Genomic DNA, 19,822 nt, shown 5'->3' on the forward strand with positions numbered 1-19,822 from the left:
TATCTCTGGCCGGGCCTCGCCGGAGCGCCCAACACTCAAGGTGGATGCGCTATGCATGAAGAAGCGATAAGACGCTATGCGGCATTGGCTGTCCCCAGATATACGTCCTTTCCAACGGCTGCGGATTTCATACCGGTCGGTGTGGAAACGACGCATCGCTGGCTGCGCCAGATCGGGCCGGAAGAAAGCGTCTCCCTTTACATCCATGTGCCTTATTGCCGGCAGCTCTGCCATTACTGCGGTTGCCATGCAAAAATGGCAGTCCGCAACGACGTGGTCGAGAATTTCTGTACTGCTCTGCTCAGCGAAATCGAGACCGTCAGCCAGAGCCTGACTGCGCGGCCAAACGTGGTCCATCTTCATTGGGGCGGGGGAACGCCTTCCATTTTGGACCCGCGTCAGTTTACCAGCATTCTGGCGGCCCTGCGTGTTGCGTTCGACTTTTCGCCCGAGATGGAACATGCCATCGAACTTGATCCGCGCACCGTCACGCCACAGCTCGCCCGTATGCTTGCGCTCATGGGCGTCAACCGCGCCAGCCTCGGCGTGCAGGATATCGACGCCGAGGTTCAGAAAGCCATCGGCCGCATTCAGCCGATAGAGACGGTTGCCAAGGCCGCGAGCCTTCTGCGCGAAGTCGGCATCGATCGCCTCAACTTCGATCTTATCTATGGCCTGCCGTTGCAGACGGTGGAGACATTGCGCGAGACCTGCGAAAAGGTTGCGGCCCTCAAACCTGATCGCGTTGCCTGTTACGGCTATGCGCATCTTCCGCAGCGCCGCGCCAATCAGCGCCTCATCGATGCGAGCCTCTTGCCGGATGCCGATGAACGCTTCGCGCAGGCCCGCGTCGTTGCCGATAGCTTCATCGGTTTCGGTTACGAACCGGTGGGGATCGATCACTATGCGCTGCCAGATGACAGTTTGGCCGTTGCCGCGCGCAACGGTACGCTGCATCGCAATTTTCAGGGCTATACGGATGATCGCTGCCAGACCTTGATCGGCCTCGGCCCGTCATCGATTTCGCAATTTCCGGGCGGCTATGCCCAGAATATTTCGGACGTGACGCAATATGCCAAGCGCGTTCAAGCGGGCGAACTTGCAACGGTCCGCGGCTATGCGATGCGCGAGAGCGACCGTATCCGCGCCGGCATCATCACAGCGTTGATGTGCAATTTCCGGGTTGATCTGAACATGACAGCGCCGGGCGTGGAATTTTCCGATGAGCTGGCGCTGTTGCGTCCTCTGGTGGCTGATGGACTGGTGGAGGTCCGTGGCGGGGTCATCAGTGCGACAAGTGACGGCAAGCCGCTGATACGTCTCGTGGCCGCCGCTTTTGATGAATTTCGCAGGGAGACGATGCACGGCTTCAGTTTCGCCGTGTGAACTTGCGTTGGAACAAAGAGGTAGAGCGAAAGTGCTCTATCGAGGGAATGCTGCTGCACCGGGCCGTCAAAAGGTCAGTGGCATGGGAGCACCGCCGTTGGGGGACGTGCGGTGCTCCACTATTTTGAGCACAGCCCGAAAGCTTGAATGGCTTTCGGGCTGTGCATTTTTCATATCGATTAGGCTTTGCGGTTCTTTTCCAGCTTGGGCAGGAAAATCGTCAGCAGCCCAAGCAGAGGCAGATACGAGCAGATGTTGTAAACATACTCGATCCCCTTGTGGTCAGCCACAACGCCAAGGACGGCGGCGGCAATACCGGCCATGCCGAATGCGAAGCCGAAGAACAAGCCCGACACCATGCCGACACGTCCCGGCAGCAGCTCCTGCGCGAATACCACGATGGCCGGGAAGGCCGAGGCGAGGATCAGGCCGATGATGACCGTCAGGATAGCCGTCATTTCGAGGTTGGCATAGGGCAGGGCCAGCGTGAACGGCAGGACGCCAAGGATCGAGGCCCAGATCACCTTGCGCGCGCCGATCTTGTCACCGATGGGGCCGCCGATGATCGTCCCCGCGGCAACTGCGCCGAGGAACAGGAACAAAAGCAGTTGCGATGTCTGCACAGTCACGCCGAAGTGGCTGATGGTGTAGAAGGTGTAATAGCTCGTCAGGCTGGCCATGTAGATATACTTGGTGAAGACCAGCATCGCCAGAACGCCGACCGAGACAAGAACCTTGTTGCGCGGCAGCGGAAGGGTCTTGTCCGGCTTCGCCTTGCTGGCATTGGCAATCCGGTAGCGATTGTACCAGTTGCTGACATACCAGAGCAGCATCATGCCGATGAGCGCGGCGACAGAGAACCACGACACGCTGATCTGGCCGAACGGCAGGACGATGAACGCTGCCAGAAGAGGGCCGATCGACGAACCGAAATTACCGCCCACCTGAAACAGCGACTGCGCGAAACCGTGCCGTCCGCCGGAGGCAAGCCGCGCCACGCGCGCCGCTTCCGGATGGAAGACCGACGAGCCGAAGCCGACAAAGGCCGCCCCCAGAAGCAGGACCGAATAGTGGTGCGCGGTCGCCAGAAAGACGAGGCCGACAAGCGTGCAACCCATGCCGAAGGGGAGGGAATAAGGCATCGGCTTGCGGTCGGTATAGATACCCACGAGCGGCTGCAGGATCGATGCCGTCATCTGGAAGGTGAATGTCAGAAGGCCGATCTGCCAGAATGACAGGCTGTAGTTATCCTTCAGCATCGGATAGATGGCCGGAAGGAGCGACTGCATCATGTCGTTCAGGAAATGGCCCATGCTGGTGGCCAGAATAATGGCGAGGACAGTATTGTCCGCGCCGCTGTTTGATGGCTGCTGTGCAGCACTCATGCTCATACTGCTACTCCGAAGATGAAAGCCAGTCTTCTGGTGTATTTCCTGCCGATACTATCTGACGACAGGAAACGTGACTTCAAGGAAATTGCGGGGTTTTGATGAGAAACCGGCGAAAATTTACGAATTTGATGTCTGAACAGGCACGCGCCCTGCTCAAACGTCAAATTCTTTCCGCCAGCGAATGTCGCGACCCATTCTCAGCACGCTATTAATAGGACTATTGCCACTCGCCCGCTTTCGTGATTTGGTCCAATAGTTTTGAGAGTGGGCCAAATAGAAGCCAGGATTGCAATGAAACCGAAGTCGCCGCCGGGTCTGCTGCTGCCGGGAAGCGAGGAACTGCAGAAGTTCCACGAGCAGCGCATCGCAATGCTGGAAGACATGAGCGGGCCGGTGATTGCTTTGCCGACGCGCTATCCCGACGGCTATTTCGTGCCGCGCCACCGTCACAGCCGGGCGCAGCTTCTGTGCGCATCCCAAGGGGTGGTGCTGGTAACGACCGATGCCGGACGTTGGATGATTCCGAGCGATCACGCCATGTGGATACCGGCGGGCGTGGAGCATTCGGTTGAAATTCTCGGCGAAGTCTTCATGCGGTCGATCTATATCTGCGTCGATGCCGTGTCTGGTGTACCGGATTATCTTCATGTGGTCGGGCTTACCGATCTCATGCGGTGCCTCATAACCGATGCAACGGCGCAAGACAGCACGCCGGAACCTGACAGTCGCGATGCGCTGGTGATCGAGCTTATATTGCGGGACCTTCACACATTGCCGCAACGCTCTCTGGGGCTGCCTTTTCCATCCGATCCACGCCTGCAGAAACTGTGTCGCGAATTCGTGAAAAAGCCTTCTTCGCGTGCCACGATCGACGACTGGGCGGACAGGATGGCGATGAGCCGACGCTCGTTCACCCGGCATTTCCAGCGGGAAACCGGCGTAAGCCTTTCAGTCTGGCGCCAGCAGGCATGCCTGTTCGCTGCGGTTCCGCGCCTCACGGAAGGGGAGGCGGTAACGAGCGTGGCGCTGGATCTGGGTTATGACAGCGTTTCCGCTTTCACGACGATGTTCCGCAGGATGCTCGGTGTTTCGCCGCGGTTTTATTTGCCGCGGCTGGACACTGTTCCGTTTGAACGCAGCGATAGCGTCGCGGCGGAATAATAACAATTGTCTCTGCGATGGTAGCGCATTAATAGGGCCACATGCTGTTTCAACGCCGTATCCCACCGACCAGAAAAGAGCGTCTAAGGCTTCTGGTCTGGCCGCGCCGCTCCTTCTCCCGTTCCCTCCGGTACGGTGGCAAGCGGATTCTGCGTATCACCGCCTCGCCCCATGCGGTCGCAGCCGGACTGGCCGTTGGCGTGTTCTCTGCCTTTACGCCTTTCTTCGGCTTCCACCTCATCATTGCAATCGTGTTGGCTTATGTCCTTGCCGGAAATATCGCGGCCGCAGCGCTTGGCACGACGCTCGCCAACCCGCTGACGCTGCCGTTTATCTGGGGAAGCACGTTCGAGCTTGGCCGTTTCATCATGAACGGAAGCATCGATGACGCGCCGCCGGTCCATCTGGGGCGGGCATTGGAAACCATGCACTTCGATGAAATCTGGACCCCGCTCCTGAAGCCGATGCTGTTCGGTTCCACCATTCTGGGCGCCGCATTCGCCGTGGTGGTGTATTTCGTCACCCGGTTTGCGGTTTCGGCTTTCCGCCGTCGCCGTATCGAGCGCCTTGCAGAAAAGCACCGCCTGCACCGCGCACAGGAGTCTCAGCAAGTATGATCGTTGGTATTGGCAGCGACCTCATCGACATTCGTCGTGTTGAAAGCACGCTTGAACGGCATGGCGACCGTTTCCGCAACCGGGTCTTCACCGAGATCGAGCAGAAGAAATCGGACGGACGCAAGCAGCGCGCCGCGTCTTATGCGAAGCGTTTCGCGGCGAAGGAAGCCTGTGCGAAGGCGCTCGGAACCGGCATAGCCCAGGGCGTGTTCTGGCGGGATATGGGCGTGGTCAACGCTCCTTCCGGAAAGCCCACGATGCATCTGACGGGCGGTGCGGCGAAACAGTTGCAGAAACTCTTGCCCGCCGGAACCCGCGCCGCCATACATCTGACAATTACCGATGATTTTCCTCTCGCGCAGGCGTTCGTTATCATCGAAGCTTTGCCTGAGACGTAAAAATTGTGATTGTGGCAGGTAACTCCTGCTCATTATCGTGCGATAAACCGGCCTTCTGCCGGCGGCCTGATTGCGTCATGCATTCATAGTCGTTATTAGATCGCGTTATCGGAAGCGGAGATACAATGAGCGTGTCCAGCAAGAGTGAGACAAAAAAAACCGGCGGCCTTGGCGAAACCATCAGCGTTATCGTGCAGGCGCTGCTGCTGGCACTGGTCATCCGCACCCTTCTTTTCCAGCCTTTCAGCATACCGTCCGGCTCCATGCGTCCGACGCTTCTGGAAGGCGATTATCTGTTCGTGTCGAAATATGCCTATGGCTATTCGCGCTATTCGCTGCCGTTTGGACTGGACCTATTTTCGGGCCGTATCTGGAGCGCAGAGCCCAAGCGCGGTGACGTGGTGGTGTTCAAGCTGCCAAGCGACCCGTCCGTCGATTATATCAAGCGCGTGATCGGCCTGCCCGGCGACCGGGTGCAGATGCGTGGCGGCGTGCTCTACATCAACGATCAGGCGGTAAAGCGCGAGCGGATCGGCACGATCGACAATCCCGACGTGACCGAACAGAACCGTCCGGTCGATGTCTACCGGGAAACCTTGCCGGAAGGCGTAACCTACGACACGCTCGATCTCGCGCCGAATTCCATCGGTGACGATACGCGTGTCTTCGAGGTTCCGGCCGGCCATTACTTCATGATGGGCGACAACCGCGACAACTCGCTGGATAGCCGCTTCAGCGTTGGCTATGTGCCGTTTGAAAATCTGGTCGGGCGGGCGAACATCATCTTCTTCTCCATTGCCGACAAGGCGAGCCCGCTTGAAATCTGGAAATGGCCGACTGAAGTACGCTTTGGCCGACTGTTCAGTTCAGTCGCAGGCACACCGCATACAGCCGTAACCGGAAATTGAAATGGCTTCGGCAAATCAGGCAGCAGCAATTCTGGAAGAGCGCACCGGACACCGTTTTCTCAACTTGAAGCGGCTGGATCGTGCGCTCACCCACTCAAGTGTGCAAGCGCCCTCGCGGGCGAATTATGAACGTCTCGAATTTCTCGGCGACCGCGTTCTGGGACTGACGGTCGCGGAAATGCTATTCGACGAGTTTCCGGAAGCCTCCGAAGGCGAACTGTCGGTTCGTCTCAATGCGCTGGTGAACGCGGAAACCTGCGCGGCGATTGCCGACGAGATCGGCCTTGCCGATCTCATCCATACCGGTTCCGACATTAAATCATTGAATGACAAGCGTCTTTTGAACGTGCGCGCAGACGTCGTGGAGGCGTTGATCGCCACGATCTATCTGGATGGCGGACTGGACGCCGTGCGTCCCTTCGTCAAGCGTTACTGGAAGAAGCGATCCCTGCAAACCGGGGCCGCCCGCCGGGATGCCAAGACGGAACTGCAGGAATGGGCGCACCAGCAGGGCAATGTCCACCCCTCTTATTCCATCATCAGCCGCACTGGTCCGGACCACGACCCGCTGTTTATGGTGGAGGTCACGGTCAAGGGCTTTGCTGCGGAAACGGGCGAAGGGCGCTCGAAACGGATAGCCGAGCAGAATGCGGCGGAAACAATGCTCTATCGCGAGGGCGTCTGGAAGCGTGACAATTCGGCCTGATGCAAGAATTGGCATTTTTTAAATCGTGATCGGTTATAATTGGTCTGATACGGATAATGCCGCTTTCGTGGGCAGCGTTGTCGTATACGGAACGCCGTTGTGTGCAGGAGGATGGCGGCGTTCTGCAAGGAAATATCGTCTGGAAGGATAAACAATGAACAATCGGACGACGCCGGCTGACGGCGAAAACGAAGCAGGACAGACCCGTTCCGGCTTCGTGGCGTTGATAGGGGCGCCGAATGCGGGGAAATCCACACTGGTCAATCAGCTCGTGGGAACGAAGGTTTCGATCGTTACGCACAAGGTGCAGACGACGCGCGCGCTGGTGCGCGGCATATTTATCGAAGGGCCCGCGCAGATCGTTCTCGTGGACACGCCCGGTATTTTCCGCCCGAAGCGCAGGCTCGACCGCGCCATGGTCACGACGGCCTGGGGCGGAGCGAAGGATGCCGACATCATTCTCGTGCTTCTCGACTCGCAAGGCGGTTTGAACGAAAATGCCGAAGCATTGCTTTCGAGCATGAAGGATGTGCGCCAGAAGAAGGTGCTGGTGCTCAACAAGGTCGACCGTATCGACCCGCCGGTTTTGCTGGATCTTGCCCGCAAGGCCAATGAGCTTGTCGCTTTCGACCAGACTTTTATGGTCTCGGCCTTGAACGGCTCGGGTTGCAAGGATCTGGCGAAATATCTGGCCGACAATGTGCCGAATGGCCCGTGGTACTATCCGGAAGACCAGATTTCCGACATGCCCATGCGCCAGCTTGCAGCTGAAATCACGCGCGAAAAGCTCTATCTGCGCCTCCATGAAGAACTGCCTTATGCGTCGACCGTGGAAACGGAGCGTTGGGAAGAACGCAAGGACGGTTCCGTTCGCATCGAGCAGGTCATCTATGTCGAGCGTGAAAGCCAGAAGAAGATCGTGCTCGGTCACAAGGGCGATACGATCAAGGCGATCGGGCAGGCGGCGCGCAAGGAAATCTCCGAAATACTGGAGCAGACGGTGCATCTCTTCCTTTTCGTGAAGGTGCGCGAGAACTGGGGCAACGATCCCGAACGTTATCGCGAGATGGGCCTTGATTTCCCAACCTAAATTATAACACTGGCAACCATGGAATGGCGCGATGAAGGCATAATTCTCGGGACACGACGCCATGGCGAGACAAGCGCCATCGTGGAAGTGATGACCCGTGAGCATGGCCGCCATATGGGTATGGTGCGCGGCGGGCGTTCCCGCCGCATGCAGCCTCTGCTGCAGCCGGGCAATCATGTGGATGTGACATGGTGGGCGCGGCTGGATGAGCATATGGGCAGCTTTACCATCGAACCGCTGGAATTTGCTGCGGCCCGTCTCATCGAAACGCCGGTAGCGCTTTACGGTATCCAGCTCGCGGCTTCCCACCTGCGCCTGTTGCCGGAACGTGACCCACACCGCGGTCTCTATGAGACATTGCGGCTCATTATCGAGCATTTTGACGATCCGCTTGCTTCCGGCGAACTGCTGTTGCGTTTTGAAGTGATGATGCTCGAAGAACTGGGCTTCGGTCTCGATCTGAAGGAATGCGCGGCGACCGGGGTCAAGGAAGACCTGATCTATGTTTCGCCCAAATCGGGCCGGGCAGTCTGCCGCGATGCAGGCGCACCCTGGGCTGACAAGCTTCTGCTGCTTCCGGGCTTTGTCAACAACACTGCCGTTCGCGCCGCGTCGTATGACGACATCGACCATGCTTTCACGATGACCGGATATTTTCTGATGCGGCACGTCTGGGAACCGCGTGCCGTCACACCACCTGATGCGCGCGGTGGGTTCCTGAACGCCCTCGCGCGGGCGATCAATCTCTCGCAGGCAAGCTGAAAACTTCGCCTTCGAAGGCATCCGCTCCACGCCCGATTGCGCGTATGGCTGCGACCATCCGGCCCTGTCTATTTAAAATCTCATCCGCGAGCGCCACCAGCCGGATATTCGGCGTTGCCGATGGCGACAGGCTGCGAACAATGCGGGCAAGCTCGCTCTCATCAAGCGTCGGGTTCAAGGCCGAAGCGATGATATAAGCCGCAGCCGTGGAACGGGAAATGCCAGCATAACAGTGGATGAGCAAAGGCGCAGCCATGGGCCAGCCCTTAGCGAAGTCCAGAAGTTGCTGCACGTGGCTTTCATCGGGGGCAATCAACCCCTCACGCGGTTCAACAATATCATTGAATGTCAGCGACAGGCGGGTCGCGCCGCAGCCATCAGGCAGGGGCGCCGGGGCCTCGCTTCCAAGTGTGACGACATGGCTTGGCCGATGCAATGCGAGTTGCGCCGCCAGTTGCGACAAGGGCGTCACGACGATCTGGCTCATCGGTTCTGCCGTGCCTCTTCCAACGCTGCAAACCGTGCGAGGAAATCCGTCTGCACGTCTTGCGTGGGGCGCGGTGCAATGTCCAGCCCCGCCGGATCGAAGCCACGCGGACGTCCGAAATATTTGACGGCCTCAGCCTCGGTAAAGCCAGCAAGTCGTGTGGCCTCGAAGAATGCGGCCACCTGATCGGCACGCTTGATGAGCGTCTTGAGTTGGGCGGGAACGGTTACCGGCAGTGAGAAGCGCAGGTGAATGGCGTTTTCCAGTCGCGTTTCGATCATCTTGTAATTGCCGCCCATCACCGCCTTGAAGGGCGAGATCATGTCGCCGATCACATATTCCGGCGCGTCGTGCAGAAGCGAAAGGAGTTGCCACTCGATGCTGGCGTCAGGCACCATTCGGGTGAATATCTGGTCCACCAGCAGCGAATGCTGCGCAACCGAAAATGCGTGTTCGCCGACAGTCTGGCCGTTCCACCGCGCAACACGGGCAAGGCCATGGGCAATATCCTCGATTTCAATATCGAGCGGCGAGGGGTCGAGCAGGTCGAGACGGCGTCCCGACAACATGCGCTGCCAGGCACGCATCTTGCCGGAGGATCGGTCGGCGCTTGCCATCAGGCATTACCCGCTTCGGCTTCCGGAAATCCGAACCGCACATGCGGCGGCAAGGTAAGCGTTATTGGCGTCTCGCCGGCGAGAATGGCACTGTTGGCATCCATTGCATCCTTGACGCGATCAATGCGCACAAGTGCTATGCCGACCATTTCAGCCGAACTTCCCATCGTGCCGATCTCGCGCCCGTCCACAGTAATCGGCGTGCCCATTGGCGGAAGAGGGGCTTCGGAACGCGCCACCAGAACGCGCCGTCTGGCCGTGCCGCGATGCTGCATGCGCGACACGACTTCCTGTCCGATGAAGCAACCTTTCGGGAAGGACACACCGCCGGTCTGGTCGAAGTTGACGTCATGCGGGAAGACGTCATTGTAGGCGAAATCCGTTTCGCCTTCGGCTATGCCATATTCCGCACGCAGCTTCGTCCATGCGCTCTCGTCGGGGACGCCTCCGGCCCGACCGTAAATTCGATAGACGTTCAGCTCAGCTGGAAAGCGGCTGTCGCGCTTGATTGAATCATTCTGTGAAGACGATGGATCACTTTGCCAGGAAACACTGACAAGTGATTCTGGCTGCTGGGTTATCTCGGCTTTCGCACGCAGCCGGTAGAGGGTGATGCGCTTGCAAAAATCGGCGGCGATGCTTGCCGGGAGATCGAAGCGCAAGCCGCCATCGATGCGTGAAACGAGAAAGTCGAACAGGATTTTCCCTTGCGGAGCGAGCAATGCTCCGGGTTTCAGGTCGTCCGGTCCAAGCTTGTCGAGATCGGTGGTAATCACCGCCTGCAGAAATTTTTCTGCTTCCTCGCCCGTGATATGAACCAATGCCCTGTTGGAAAGATTTACCGTTTCAGCTGCCGTCGTCATCGCTTCGTCCTTGCCTTTCGCGCCCTCGTTACGTAAGCCCCAATGGACAGGCTCGCAAGTCCCATCAATCTGGCAGGAGACAACCATGGCCGAAACATTCGATACGATTTTGAAGGGCGCAACCATCGTCAACCACGACGGTATAGGCCAGCGCGACATCGGTATTCGCAATGGGCGCATCGCTGCCATAGGCTCTCTTGCTACCCACACGGCGGGCGAGGTGATCGACTGCACCGGCCTGCATATCCTGCCCGGCGTGGTCGACAGCCAGGTGCATTTCCGCGAGCCCGGCCTTGAGCATAAGGAAGATCTCGAAACCGGTTCTCTTGCCGCCGTTCTGGGCGGGGTGACTTCCGTTTTCGAGATGCCGAACACCAAGCCGCTCACCACTTCCGCCGAGACGTTGGAAGACAAGATTCGTCGCGGTCGTCATCGCATGCACTGCGATTTTGCCTTCTGGGTCGGCGGTACGCGCGACAATGCGAAGGACGTTGCCGAACTGGAGCGCCTGCCGGGCGCTGCCGGCATCAAGGTGTTCATGGGATCATCAACCGGTGATCTGCTGGTCGAGGACGATGACGGCGTTCGTTCAATCCTGAAGAACACCCGTCGCCGCGCGGCGTTCCATTCCGAAGACGAGTTCCGGCTGGAGGAGCGCAAGGGCCTGCGTATTGAAGGCGATCCGTCGAGCCACCCGGTCTGGCGCGATGAAATCGCAGCACTTCAGTGCACGGAACGCCTTGTGCGCATCGCGCGCGATACCGGCGCCCGCATTCACGTGCTGCATATCTCCACTGCCGAAGAAATCGACTTTCTGAAGGATCACAAGGATGTCGCGACGTGCGAAGCAACGCCGCATCATCTCACCTTGTCGGCAGATGACTACAAGACGCTCGGCAATCTCATCCAGATGAACCCGCCTGTCCGCGACAAACGCCACCGCGATGGCGTGTGGAAAGGGATCGATCAGGGGATTGTCGATGTGCTCGGTTCCGACCATGCGCCGCACACGCTGGAAGAAAAGCAGAAGCCTTATCCGGCTTCCCCTTCGGGCATGACGGGCGTGCAGACGCTGGTGCCGATCATGCTCGACCACATCAATGCTGGCAGACTGACACTGGAGCGCTTCGTCGATCTTTCCAGCCACGGCCCGAATCGCATTTTCGGCATGGCCCGCAAGGGACGCATCGCTGTCGGCTACGATGCCGACCTAACCATCGTGGACATGAAGCGCCGCGAAACGATCACCCATGAGCAGGCCGGTTCGAAAGCTGGCTGGACGCCCTATCACGGCAAGACCGTCACCGGATGGCCGATTGGCACTTTCGTGCGCGGTATCAAGGTGATGTGGGAGGCGGAAATCGTGAACGCCCACAAGGGCGAGCCGGTTGAGTTCCTCGAAGCCCTGCCGCATCGTTGAGGACCGCTCCTCATGTTTGTTGTCAACCTGACCTACATCAAGCCTCTTGAAGAAATCGGGAGGCATCTCGAAGCGCATCGGGAGTTTCTGGACCGGCAATATGCGGATGGCGTTTTTCTGGCTTCCGGGCCGAAAAACCCACGGGACGGCGGCGTGATCTTAGCAAACGGCAAGGTCAGCAGAAGCGAACTGGAAGCGATAATTGAGCTTGATCCTTTCTGGCGGCATCAACTGGCGACTTATGATGTCATTGAATTTACGCCAGCGAAGTTTTCTCCACTGTTGGGCGATCTCCTCTAGGAAAGCAGAGCCGGAGCCCGAAAAAGTCTGGATTGACCCTGTGGTGGACCGATTCTGATTGAGACGGCGAAGTAGATGCCTCGTTCCAAGAGCGGATGGCTTGCATCTGCTATAGCGTGGCACGGGGACTAGAGCGCTTGCAGAAGCCGCATTTCGACGAGCGCAAATGCTCTCGGAAAAGCGAAACTATTTACCGTTTGCGCTCTCCTTATCGCCCCCACCGCCCTTCGCATTGAATATACAATGTTACCTGGAATATGTGTCAGGTATACTTTTTAAGTTGTTCAAATTAGGGATATTATACATTTAAGGGAGAAATTAATGGCATCTTATAGCTTATTTAATTCGAGCCTTGGGCTTTATTTGACATCATCCTATGCTGGTGACGGGTTATACGCTCCTGTTTACGGAAAATCCTCGTCGGTCGATGTTTGGAATCTGGATATAGACGAGGTAGAACCTTATCTTGAGAGTAAGATTCATGCATATATATCGGGGCATGAGGTATATCTATACGCCAGCACTTGGAAGAACCCGGAGGGTCTTAAGGATGTTATTTCTAAAGCTCCGGACGAAACAGATCCGCTAATGTTCACTTTCACGCCTACAGGTGGGGTTGATGGCGAGTATTACATCAGTGCTACTGGCACGTCTCTATACCTGCACCTGATGTCAGAATCTATTCATCCCGCATATCTCCATCCGGATGCTCAGGCGTGGATTCTTAAGGCTGTATGAGGCAATAACAGGATAATGCGAGCCCATCTGATCGAAAATCAGATGGGCGCTTTGTCCTGTTGTTCTGACGCACCTCTATTCGAAAACCGTTTCTTGTTCCTGGGCGAGCGTCAAAAGGCGGTTTTTCTTCGGGAAAAAATTGGCGTGATTTGTCCTCTCTTTGTCCGCAAGGTGACTTTCGGTCCCGGTTGCAAGGCATATTCTCTCCCTATAGTCTTTTCATAGGGAGAACAAAAATGTCCGCTCACAATACAGCTCTGCTGGTTATCGACGCTCAGGAGTCGTTTCGCCATCGGCCTTATTACCGGGACGAAGAGGTTGGTGCCTATATCGAGCGCCAGCAGGCTCTGATCACCGGTGCTAAACGTGCCGGTATTCCGGTGGTTCAGATTTTTCATGTCGAGAACGAAGGGCCGTTCTCGGAAGCCTCGGGTCTGGTGAAGGCAATTTCGCCGCTATCGATTGAACCTGATGCGGTTTTCCGCAAGCGTCGCCACAGCGCGCTGGTCGGAAGCGGGCTTGACGTCTGGCTGGTCGCCAATGGCATCCGCCGTGTTCTGGTCTCCGGCATTCGCACCGAGCAGTGCTGCGAGACCACAACGCGGCAGGCATCGGATTTTGGATATGATGTCGATTTCGTCAGCGAAGCGACATTGACCTTCCCGATGACGGACGCAACTGGCCGTGAGTGGAGCGCTGCTGAAATCAGGGCCCGCACCGAGCTTGTGCTGGCCAATCGCTTTGCCCGTATCGTAACCGTGGAACAGGCACTCGCTGCGCCCCGAGAACGGAAGGCGGCATGAGTAATCAAGCGGACATTACCCGGATGATCCCGGTTTATGTCGTCATTCCGCCACGTGTGCTTCTGCTCGACGTGGCGGGACCGCTTGAGGTTTTGCGCAAGGCAAATCTTGAACAGAACAAGGTGCGGTTCGACGTTCACTATGTCGGGCCTGCGCCAACTGCGATCAGTTCCATCGGCCTGCCGGTGGCTGGGGTAGAACCCTTGCCCGAAGAGCTGCCGAAAGGTGCTCTGCTTGTTGTTTCAGGCGCGGCTGATGTTCCGCTCGGAAATGCGGAGATCGATCGATCCGCCGATGCGGCTCTGGAAAATGAGATCGTTCTATGGCTTCGCCGCGCTGTTCGTCCGGGCGTGCGGCTGGCAACGATCTGCTCCGGTGCGCTGCTGGCCGCGCGCGCCGGGCTGCTCGACGGTTATTCCTGCACCACCCACCACCTGACGATCGGTGAGCTTGAGAAGCTGGCCCCGGCAGCACATGTTTATGAAAACAGGCTCTTCGTGGAAGATGGCGAGCGGCTGACGAGCGCGGGCATCACCGCAGGCATCGACCTCATGCTGCACATAGTTGCCGGACTGACCGATCACGCCACGGCGCTGGCCGTCGCGCGCTATCTGGTCGTTTACTTGCGGCGCAGCGGCAACGACCCGCAGCTATCACCCTGGCTTGAGGGACGAAATCACCTGAACCCTGTCGTGCACCGCGCACAGGATGCCATCGCGCATGATCCCGCAGCGGATTGGTCGGTGGAAAGGCTGGCACATATCGGCGGGGCCAGCCCGCGCAATTTTTCGCGGCTTTTCAACGAATATGCCGGAATGACGGTGACGGATTATGTCAACCGGCTCAAGATCAGTCTCGCCCGCGAAATACTTCTCAATTCGGAACTGGATATTGAGAATGTTGCGACAAAGGCGGGCTTTGCTTCTGCACGGCAGTTTCGCCGGGTCTGGCAGCGCATCTACAACGAGCCGCCGAGCAGGGTTCGTCTTCCAGCCTGATTATTCGCCAGCAGTGAAAAAACGCCAGCTCCCATCAGGCCCGATGCCGATGCTGTAGAAGATATAGCCGCCAGCTTTCTTCATATCCTCGAAATCACCCGCGGTGACGATCTGGAAAAGCTCAACGATCTGCGGCGGCGTCAGCCTGTCGAGAGGCATGGCGTAGAAATAGGGCCAGACATAGACTTCATCGTCCTTGCCTGCATTCAGATGCACATAGCCTGTGTTCAGCAGATCGACGATGATGGCCAGCACCTCGCGGCCTGCCTCGTCGCCCGAAAGCGATTTGAGGAAATCGATAACGTCTTCCTCGTGATCCTCCAGCGACAGTTGGGTGGCCTTGTCCTCGACGCCGAGAAGCGGACGCAATTGCTCGATGTCGCCGGAACGGGCGGCTTGCAACATGCGCTCCCGCATCAGCTTCACGGGCTCCGGGAGCTTGTCGAAATCCCGGTGGATTTCCGGCATAGGCTTGGAGGCAGCTGCGGCAGGCACGTAGTCCGGCGATACCCTTGGCACCGCACGCGGAAGCGCACCGGGGAGGGGAATGGCCGAGGCGCCGTCACTTTCGTCGGCAACCGCGCGGGTGCCGGGGCGTTGCAGGAATTCCGACTGATCCACCAGTGCGACGTCAAAAGAGTTCGACGCAGTTGCGGGCAAGGCGATGCCACAGGCAAGGATTATCCCGGCCAATAAAATTCGGGGCGAAGCGGAGTTCCTGATCGGGAATGACATTTGGCGCAAGAAGAGGGACGCCGGGAGGGAACTGCTGCGCCGGTCTGGTCCCGCGACCGGCGTTCTTTCGGTGCTATTGAAGAATGCGCTGCGGCAGGAAGGTTCCCGCCACGATCTGTTCGCGCATTTTTTCGATCAGTTCCAGCGCACAGTCGTCGCCTGCTTCACGGATCAACTCGGTGAGCGCAGTTGCAAAGGCTGCTTCGGCAAGGATTTCCGGTTCGATACCTTCAGAGATACCGTCTGCCCAGGCCTCGTTATGATATTCGATTGCGACGAGCTTCTTCTCGCGCGCGATCATTTCGTCCAGATCGGCCGGTGCATGTTCCATAGACTTCATCCTGGCTTTCGCCTTTCTATTGCTCTGTCGGTGTCTCACCGTTTTGCGGGAGCTCAACCACCTGGCAACGTGACTGCCTTCTTAAGACAGTGTTAACAGATTATCACGGATTTGAACGAACTAATCCTGTCAATCCGCACAAGAGTGAATGATTGGTTAATTTCCATAGCGCGAGACGATCTCGTTCGACAAGGCCTCGCCTTCCTTCATGTAGCGGTCTATCGCCGCAAGCGCCGAAGGGGTGCAGCGGGTATAGTTGTCGCTGAACACGCGGTAGCCCTGGTTGAAGCTCGAAATGAGGCGTACCCTTTCGGCTTCGGAAGGCTTTTCCGCCGTCACGATCGCATCCATCCGGTCGCGCCATTCGCTGCCCGCCTCACCGCACAGATTGCGCAGATAGTGAAGCGAGCCGAGAATTTCGGCGAGCCGCAACATCTTCCCTCCATAGGGCGCGTCCTGAGCGAAAGCCGGAAATGCCGCCCCGACCCATAAAGCAATCGAGAAGCAGGCAGCCGGTCGAAAAAACGGAATGCTTTTCAATCGAAAACCTCTCACTTGGAAATGAGCTATTGCTATAAATAGGGGCCTCTTCAAGGCAGATCGCTAAACAGGATTAATATCCGAGCGTTCGTCTTCAGCCTCCGCCACCGACCGGGCGACATCGAGCGTACTGTCCGTCACTTTTGCGGTCGTCATTTCTTCTATCGTCAGCCAGTGAATGGAGGCGGCATCGTCTCCGGCTGTTTCCCGACCGGAAACCACCTTGGCCCGGAAGACGGACAGGTAATAGCTTCTGTCATATGCCTGGCCTTCGAGGGCGAGATCGACGGTAATGACGTGGGACAGTTCCCGCGCATCGAGCGCCGTTTCTTCCTTGAGTTCGCGGATCGCGGCCTGTTCCGGGGTTTCACCCGGTTCAATGCTGCCGCCCGGAAAAGCAAGCCAGCCCTTCCATGGCTCTTTCCCCCGCTCGACCAGAAGAAAGCGCCTCTCGCGCCGGCAGATCAGCGACACACCATGAACCTTGGCGGGAATCGGAAATACGGGAACTGTTTTCATCATGCCCTAGCTATGATCGTGCAGACACTGGTTGGCAATGGCAAAGCGCCCCTTGACCGCTCACCAAAAAGCTTGAACATGCCCACTATGTGTGGACGTTTTTCATTGACTGCAAGCCGGGAAGAGCTGGAAGCCTTCGTGGCCGCATTGATCGCAGAGGACTTTCCTCCACGATATAACATCGCGCCGACGCAGCCCATATTGACTATTCTGGATGGCGAAACGCCCCCGCCAGGCAGCAACAGGCCGGATCGCGTCGGTCTGCTGGTGCGTTGGGGGTTCGTTCCGTCATGGGTCAAGGACCCCAACGACTGGCCGCTGATGTTCAATATCCGCTCCGAAACGGCTGGCGAGAAAAATTCGTTTCGCGCTGCCTTGAACCACCGGCGTGTTTTGATCCCGGCCTCGGGTTTCTACGAATGGCGTCGCGAGGGGAAGAACAAGGCGCAAGCTTACTGGGTGCGCCCGCGCATGGGCGGCATCGTGGCTTTCGGCGGCTTGATCGAGACATGGAGCAGTGGGGACGGGTCGCAGATCGATACCGGCGGCATATTGACCACGAGCGCAAACAGCCTGTTGCGTCCGATCCATGAACGAATGCCCGTTGTCGTGCAGCCGGAAGATTTTGCCCGCTGGCTGGACTGCAAGCGCTTCCCGCCGCGCGAAGTGGCGGATATCATGCGTCCGGCTCAGGATGATTTCTTTGAAGCCATTCCCGTGTCGGACAAGGTCAACAAGGTGGCCAACACAACGCCCGACTTGCAGGAGCGTATCGAGGAACAGGTTTCCTCGGAGAATGCAAAGCCGAAGCGGAAAAGCAAGCCCGGATCCGATGACGGTGATGGCGGGCAGCTTTCGATGTTCTGAGCGTGTCGCCAGTCTCCCGGACTGGCGCTGGTTTCTACGAATCCGCTGTCTCTTCTCGTCGCGCCTGTGAAGCTCGGCGCTGAACGATGTCAGACTGTTCAGCCGGTCTTCTTGACGGCGAGAATGGAGCGACGGCGATTGTCGTTACGGCCGTCGGTCGTGCGCCGTGTTGCGTTCAGCAATGCTGCAACAAGCACGGCAGGCCCGATCTCGCGGTATTTATCAACGAGTCGGTCTTGGCGGGGTTGCAGTTCATTCTTAGACATTGGTCCTTCCTTTCATAATGCCTGATCACCATTTTGTGATTGATTGAGACCGAATGAAGGCTGTTTGGAGCCGGTTTTGGGGTTTTCCGGTTAATGCGGGAAGGGACGTTCGCGGGTTGCAAAAATACAACATTCCCGGCGATCTGGTTAAACTCTCAGGCACATGGCGAAAGTTCTTGACGGGAGCACTCCCGCTGAGGATAAGTGCGACTATGAAAACGCCGACCACGATCATTTGTATTTGTGCGATTATTATTGGCTAGCAGCTTGCTGGCCCGGCCGTTTTCGTCTCCCTTTCATAAAAATTGGATGATAACGCCCCGGCCAGATGGCTGCGCTCAGTTGCGCACTTATTTCAATGGTCTTCCTGGGGAATATTTACGATGGCTCATGCGCCAAACTTGCGTCTGTACAACACGCTGACCCGCACGAAGGAGGAGTTTTCCCCTATCGATGCCGACAATGTGCGCATGTATGTCTGCGGTCCCACGGTTTATGACTTCGCGCATATCGGCAATGCCCGTCCGGTGATCGTCTTTGACGTGCTGTTTCGCCTGCTGCGTCATGTCTATGGCGCGGATCATGTCACCTATGCGCGCAACATCACCGACGTGGATGACAAGATCAATGCCCGCGCCGCGCGTGATTATCCCGATCTGCCGTTCAACGAGGCAATCCGCCGGGTGACGGAAAGCACCAATGCGCAGTTTCAGGCGGATGTGACGGCGCTCGGCAATCTGGCGCCAAGCGTTCAGCCGCGGGCGACCGAGCATATGGACGAGATGCGCGCCATGATCGATCGTCTGGTGAAGCTCGGTGTGGCCTATGTGGCCGAGGATCATGTTCTCTTCTCTCCTTCCGCCATGAACGAGCGAAAGGGGCCGCGCTATGGCGCGCTCGCCCACCGCTCGCTGGACGAGATGCTGGCGGGCGCCCGCGTGGACGTCGCATCCTACAAGCGCGACGAAATGGATTTCGTCCTGTGGAAGCCGTCGAAGGAGGGCGAACCGGGTTGGCCTTCGCCAGCAGGGATCGAGGTGCTGGGCCGTCCGGGCTGGCATATCGAGTGCTCGGCCATGTCGATGGCAAAGCTGCTTGAGCCGTTTGGCGGTGGCCTCAAATGCGACGATCCGCTGAAGAACCAGTTCGACATTCATGGCGGCGGCATCGATCTCGTCTTTCCGCATCACGAGAACGAAATCGCGCAATCATGCTGCGCGTTCGGCACGGAGCGGATGGCAAGCATCTGGATGCATAACGGCTTCCTGCAAGTCGAAGGGCAGAAGATGTCGAAATCGCTTGGCAATTTCATCACCATTCGCGATGTGCTGAACGAAGGGCTACCGCAACTGGGTGTCTGGGATGATGTTGATGCGCGTGACCGTTGGGTGGGCCTGGCGGCGCGCCTGTCGATGTTGCAGACGCATTATCGCGAGCCGATCAACTGGACGGCGCAGCGTCTGGCGGAATCCGCCGACGAGCTGCACCGCTGGTATGGCCTGCTGCGCGACAGGAATTTCACCCTGCCGGAAACGCTCACCGCAGTTGGCGAGGTGGTGGAAGCCCTGTCCGACGACCTGAACAGCTGGACGGCGATCACGGCTTTGCGCAAGGCGTTCAAGGCGAAGGACGTTGCGGGTTTGGGCGAGGGCATGGCGCTCTTGGGCCTGTTCGATCCGCATTTCGTTTCGGCTGAAGACATCCCGGTCTTTGCAAAGGCAGACGTGGATAGCGAAGCTATCGAAGCCCGTATCGCCGACCGCCTTCGCTTCATTCATGAGAAGAATTGGGCCGAGGCGGACCGCATTCGCGACGAGCTGCTCAAGGAAGGCATTCAGCTCAAGGATGGCAAGGACCCGGCAACGGGCGAACGCATAACCAGCTGGGATGTGGTAGCTTAACAAGCTTTT

24 protein-coding genes are annotated in these 19,822 nt (G+C 57.8%); 15 read left to right on the forward strand and 9 right to left on the reverse strand.

Going from position 1 to position 19,822, the window contains the following annotated elements; genetic code table 11:
• The first annotated feature begins 51 nt into the window (after positions 1–51).
• Complete coding sequence (gene hemN / locus J9800_RS13815; RefSeq protein WP_112592136.1) at positions 52–1,386, forward strand: oxygen-independent coproporphyrinogen III oxidase; 1,335 nt, start codon at positions 52–54, stop codon at positions 1,384–1,386.
• 179 nt (positions 1,387–1,565) lie between these two features.
• On the opposite strand, the gene J9800_RS13820 is transcribed toward hemN, so the two are convergent.
• Positions 1,566–2,777: an MFS transporter gene (locus J9800_RS13820; RefSeq protein ID WP_112592134.1), complete on the reverse strand. Its 1,212-nt coding sequence runs from the start codon at positions 2,775–2,777 to the stop codon at positions 1,566–1,568.
• Between the two features lie 321 nt (positions 2,778–3,098).
• Here J9800_RS13820 and J9800_RS13825 point away from each other — a divergent pair, with 321 nt between their 5' ends.
• The 7 genes from J9800_RS13825 (at position 3,099) to recO (ending at position 8,419) form a co-directional block, all read left to right on the forward strand.
• Positions 3,099–3,938 carry an AraC family transcriptional regulator gene (locus tag J9800_RS13825; protein WP_205315924.1) on the forward strand — a complete coding sequence of 280 codons (840 nt, stop codon included), beginning with the start codon at positions 3,099–3,101 and terminating at the stop codon, positions 3,936–3,938.
• Positions 3,939–3,979: 41 nt separating this feature from the next.
• The gene (gene bspA / locus J9800_RS13830; RefSeq protein WP_112592131.1) at positions 3,980–4,555 is read left to right on the forward strand and encodes a type IV secretion system effector BspA; all 576 of its coding nucleotides are present in this window, start codon (positions 3,980–3,982) and stop codon (positions 4,553–4,555) included.
• Positions 4,552–4,953 carry a holo-ACP synthase gene (gene acpS, locus J9800_RS13835; protein WP_112592130.1) on the forward strand — a complete coding sequence of 134 codons (402 nt, stop codon included), beginning with the start codon at positions 4,552–4,554 and terminating at the stop codon, positions 4,951–4,953. The genes bspA and acpS overlap by 4 nt, the downstream gene beginning before the upstream one ends.
• A 125-nt stretch (positions 4,954–5,078) precedes the next feature.
• A complete protein-coding gene (gene lepB, locus J9800_RS13840; protein ID WP_112592128.1) occupies positions 5,079–5,861 on the forward strand; it encodes a signal peptidase I in 783 nt (260 codons plus the stop codon).
• Between the two features lies 1 nt (position 5,862).
• Complete coding sequence (gene rnc, locus J9800_RS13845; protein ID WP_114215774.1) at positions 5,863–6,567, forward strand: ribonuclease III; 705 nt, start codon at positions 5,863–5,865, stop codon at positions 6,565–6,567.
• A 154-nt stretch (positions 6,568–6,721) separates the two neighbouring features.
• Positions 6,722–7,657 carry a GTPase Era gene (gene era, locus J9800_RS13850; protein WP_112592125.1) on the forward strand — a complete coding sequence of 312 codons (936 nt, stop codon included), beginning with the start codon at positions 6,722–6,724 and terminating at the stop codon, positions 7,655–7,657.
• A gap of 18 nt (positions 7,658–7,675) precedes the next feature.
• Complete coding sequence (gene recO / locus J9800_RS13855; RefSeq protein WP_114215773.1) at positions 7,676–8,419, forward strand: DNA repair protein RecO; 744 nt, start codon at positions 7,676–7,678, stop codon at positions 8,417–8,419.
• Here the strand turns inward: recO and J9800_RS13860 are convergent.
• The 3 genes from J9800_RS13860 to ygfZ are packed head-to-tail and all read right to left on the reverse strand — an operon-like array spanning position 8,397 to position 10,386.
• Positions 8,397–8,906: a tyrosine phosphatase family protein gene (locus tag J9800_RS13860; RefSeq protein ID WP_114215772.1), complete on the reverse strand. Its 510-nt coding sequence runs from the start codon at positions 8,904–8,906 to the stop codon at positions 8,397–8,399. The genes recO and J9800_RS13860 overlap by 23 nt on opposite strands.
• The gene (locus tag J9800_RS13865; RefSeq protein ID WP_114215771.1) at positions 8,903–9,523 is read right to left on the reverse strand and encodes a YfbR-like 5'-deoxynucleotidase; all 621 of its coding nucleotides are present in this window, start codon (positions 9,521–9,523) and stop codon (positions 8,903–8,905) included. The genes J9800_RS13860 and J9800_RS13865 overlap by 4 nt, the downstream gene beginning before the upstream one ends.
• A complete protein-coding gene (gene ygfZ / locus J9800_RS13870; protein WP_286167514.1) occupies positions 9,523–10,386 on the reverse strand; it encodes a CAF17-like 4Fe-4S cluster assembly/insertion protein YgfZ in 864 nt (287 codons plus the stop codon). Before ygfZ ends, J9800_RS13865 begins: the two co-directional genes overlap by 1 nt.
• An 85-nt stretch (positions 10,387–10,471) precedes the next feature.
• Between ygfZ and J9800_RS13875 the strand changes: the two genes are divergently transcribed.
• The 5 genes from J9800_RS13875 to J9800_RS13895 all read left to right on the forward strand — a co-directional run bounded on the left by J9800_RS13875 (position 10,472) and on the right by J9800_RS13895 (position 14,645).
• Positions 10,472–11,806 (forward strand): dihydroorotase, encoded by a 1,335-nt coding sequence (locus tag J9800_RS13875; RefSeq protein ID WP_114215769.1) that lies wholly within the window; start codon positions 10,472–10,474, stop codon positions 11,804–11,806.
• Positions 11,807–11,818: 12 nt separating this feature from the next.
• A complete protein-coding gene (locus J9800_RS13880) occupies positions 11,819–12,106 on the forward strand; it encodes a YciI family protein (RefSeq protein WP_114215768.1) in 288 nt (95 codons plus the stop codon).
• Positions 12,107–12,427: 321 nt separating this feature from the next.
• Positions 12,428–12,844, forward strand: coding sequence for a hypothetical protein (locus J9800_RS13885; protein WP_114215767.1), 417 nt, complete (start codon positions 12,428–12,430; stop codon positions 12,842–12,844).
• A gap of 236 nt (positions 12,845–13,080) precedes the next feature.
• On the forward strand, positions 13,081–13,647 hold the full coding sequence (locus J9800_RS13890) for an isochorismatase family protein (protein WP_114215766.1): 567 nt from the start codon (positions 13,081–13,083) through the stop codon (positions 13,645–13,647).
• Positions 13,644–14,645: a GlxA family transcriptional regulator gene (locus J9800_RS13895; RefSeq protein WP_114215765.1), complete on the forward strand. Its 1,002-nt coding sequence runs from the start codon at positions 13,644–13,646 to the stop codon at positions 14,643–14,645. The genes J9800_RS13890 and J9800_RS13895 overlap by 4 nt, the downstream gene beginning before the upstream one ends.
• On the opposite strand, the gene J9800_RS13900 is transcribed toward J9800_RS13895, so the two are convergent.
• The 4 genes from J9800_RS13900 to J9800_RS13915 form a co-directional block, all read right to left on the reverse strand.
• Entirely contained in the window at positions 14,646–15,380 is a 735-nt protein-coding gene (locus J9800_RS13900) for a hypothetical protein (RefSeq protein WP_114215764.1), read from the reverse strand.
• 73 nt (positions 15,381–15,453) lie between these two features.
• A complete protein-coding gene (locus tag J9800_RS13905) occupies positions 15,454–15,711 on the reverse strand; it encodes a hypothetical protein (RefSeq protein WP_205315918.1) in 258 nt (85 codons plus the stop codon).
• A 165-nt stretch (positions 15,712–15,876) separates the two neighbouring features.
• The gene (locus J9800_RS13910) at positions 15,877–16,251 is read right to left on the reverse strand and encodes a TIGR02301 family protein (protein ID WP_502696721.1); all 375 of its coding nucleotides are present in this window, start codon (positions 16,249–16,251) and stop codon (positions 15,877–15,879) included.
• Between the two features lie 72 nt (positions 16,252–16,323).
• A complete protein-coding gene (locus J9800_RS13915; protein WP_205315920.1) occupies positions 16,324–16,779 on the reverse strand; it encodes an NUDIX hydrolase in 456 nt (151 codons plus the stop codon).
• Between the two features lie 87 nt (positions 16,780–16,866).
• Here J9800_RS13915 and J9800_RS13920 point away from each other — a divergent pair, with 87 nt between their 5' ends.
• Positions 16,867–17,646 (forward strand): SOS response-associated peptidase, encoded by a 780-nt coding sequence (locus J9800_RS13920; protein WP_114215783.1) that lies wholly within the window; start codon positions 16,867–16,869, stop codon positions 17,644–17,646.
• A 98-nt stretch (positions 17,647–17,744) separates the two neighbouring features.
• On the opposite strand, the gene J9800_RS13925 is transcribed toward J9800_RS13920, so the two are convergent.
• The gene (locus tag J9800_RS13925; protein ID WP_112592107.1) at positions 17,745–17,912 is read right to left on the reverse strand and encodes a hydrolase; all 168 of its coding nucleotides are present in this window, start codon (positions 17,910–17,912) and stop codon (positions 17,745–17,747) included.
• A gap of 383 nt (positions 17,913–18,295) precedes the next feature.
• On the opposite strand from J9800_RS13925, the gene cysS reads away from it, so the two are divergent.
• On the forward strand, positions 18,296–19,813 hold the full coding sequence (cysS, locus tag J9800_RS13930; RefSeq protein ID WP_210845855.1) for a cysteine--tRNA ligase: 1,518 nt from the start codon (positions 18,296–18,298) through the stop codon (positions 19,811–19,813).
• Positions 19,814–19,822: the final 9 nt, after the last annotated feature.

This window comes from Ochrobactrum sp. AP1BH01-1, from assembly GCF_018066705.1.
GTDB lineage: Bacteria > Pseudomonadota > Alphaproteobacteria > Rhizobiales > Rhizobiaceae > Brucella.

Coding starts and splice junctions, on each gene's coding strand:
- hemN (WP_112592136.1), top strand. CDS start 52: ATGCATGAAGAAGCGATAAGACGCTATGCGGCATTGGCTGTCCCCAGA.
- J9800_RS13820 (WP_112592134.1), bottom strand. CDS start 2,777: ATGAGCATGAGTGCTGCACAGCAGCCATCAAACAGCGGCGCGGACAAT.
- bspA (WP_112592131.1), top strand. CDS start 3,980: ATGCTGTTTCAACGCCGTATCCCACCGACCAGAAAAGAGCGTCTAAGG.
- acpS (WP_112592130.1), top strand. CDS start 4,552: ATGATCGTTGGTATTGGCAGCGACCTCATCGACATTCGTCGTGTTGAA.
- lepB (WP_112592128.1), top strand. CDS start 5,079: ATGAGCGTGTCCAGCAAGAGTGAGACAAAAAAAACCGGCGGCCTTGGC.
- rnc (WP_114215774.1), top strand. CDS start 5,863: ATGGCTTCGGCAAATCAGGCAGCAGCAATTCTGGAAGAGCGCACCGGA.
- era (WP_112592125.1), top strand. CDS start 6,722: ATGAACAATCGGACGACGCCGGCTGACGGCGAAAACGAAGCAGGACAG.
- recO (WP_114215773.1), top strand. CDS start 7,676: ATGGAATGGCGCGATGAAGGCATAATTCTCGGGACACGACGCCATGGC.
- J9800_RS13860 (WP_114215772.1), bottom strand. CDS start 8,906: ATGAGCCAGATCGTCGTGACGCCCTTGTCGCAACTGGCGGCGCAACTC.
- J9800_RS13865 (WP_114215771.1), bottom strand. CDS start 9,523: ATGGCAAGCGCCGACCGATCCTCCGGCAAGATGCGTGCCTGGCAGCGC.
- ygfZ (WP_286167514.1), bottom strand. CDS start 10,386: ATGACGACGGCAGCTGAAACGGTAAATCTTTCCAACAGGGCATTGGTT.
- J9800_RS13875 (WP_114215769.1), top strand. CDS start 10,472: ATGGCCGAAACATTCGATACGATTTTGAAGGGCGCAACCATCGTCAAC.
- J9800_RS13880 (WP_114215768.1), top strand. CDS start 11,819: ATGTTTGTTGTCAACCTGACCTACATCAAGCCTCTTGAAGAAATCGGG.
- J9800_RS13885 (WP_114215767.1), top strand. CDS start 12,428: ATGGCATCTTATAGCTTATTTAATTCGAGCCTTGGGCTTTATTTGACA.
- J9800_RS13890 (WP_114215766.1), top strand. CDS start 13,081: ATGTCCGCTCACAATACAGCTCTGCTGGTTATCGACGCTCAGGAGTCG.
- J9800_RS13895 (WP_114215765.1), top strand. CDS start 13,644: ATGAGTAATCAAGCGGACATTACCCGGATGATCCCGGTTTATGTCGTC.
- J9800_RS13900 (WP_114215764.1), bottom strand. CDS start 15,380: ATGTCATTCCCGATCAGGAACTCCGCTTCGCCCCGAATTTTATTGGCC.
- J9800_RS13905 (WP_205315918.1), bottom strand. CDS start 15,711: ATGGAACATGCACCGGCCGATCTGGACGAAATGATCGCGCGCGAGAAG.
- J9800_RS13915 (WP_205315920.1), bottom strand. CDS start 16,779: ATGAAAACAGTTCCCGTATTTCCGATTCCCGCCAAGGTTCATGGTGTG.
- J9800_RS13920 (WP_114215783.1), top strand. CDS start 16,867: ATGTGTGGACGTTTTTCATTGACTGCAAGCCGGGAAGAGCTGGAAGCC.
- J9800_RS13925 (WP_112592107.1), bottom strand. CDS start 17,912: ATGTCTAAGAATGAACTGCAACCCCGCCAAGACCGACTCGTTGATAAA.
- cysS (WP_210845855.1), top strand. CDS start 18,296: ATGGCTCATGCGCCAAACTTGCGTCTGTACAACACGCTGACCCGCACG.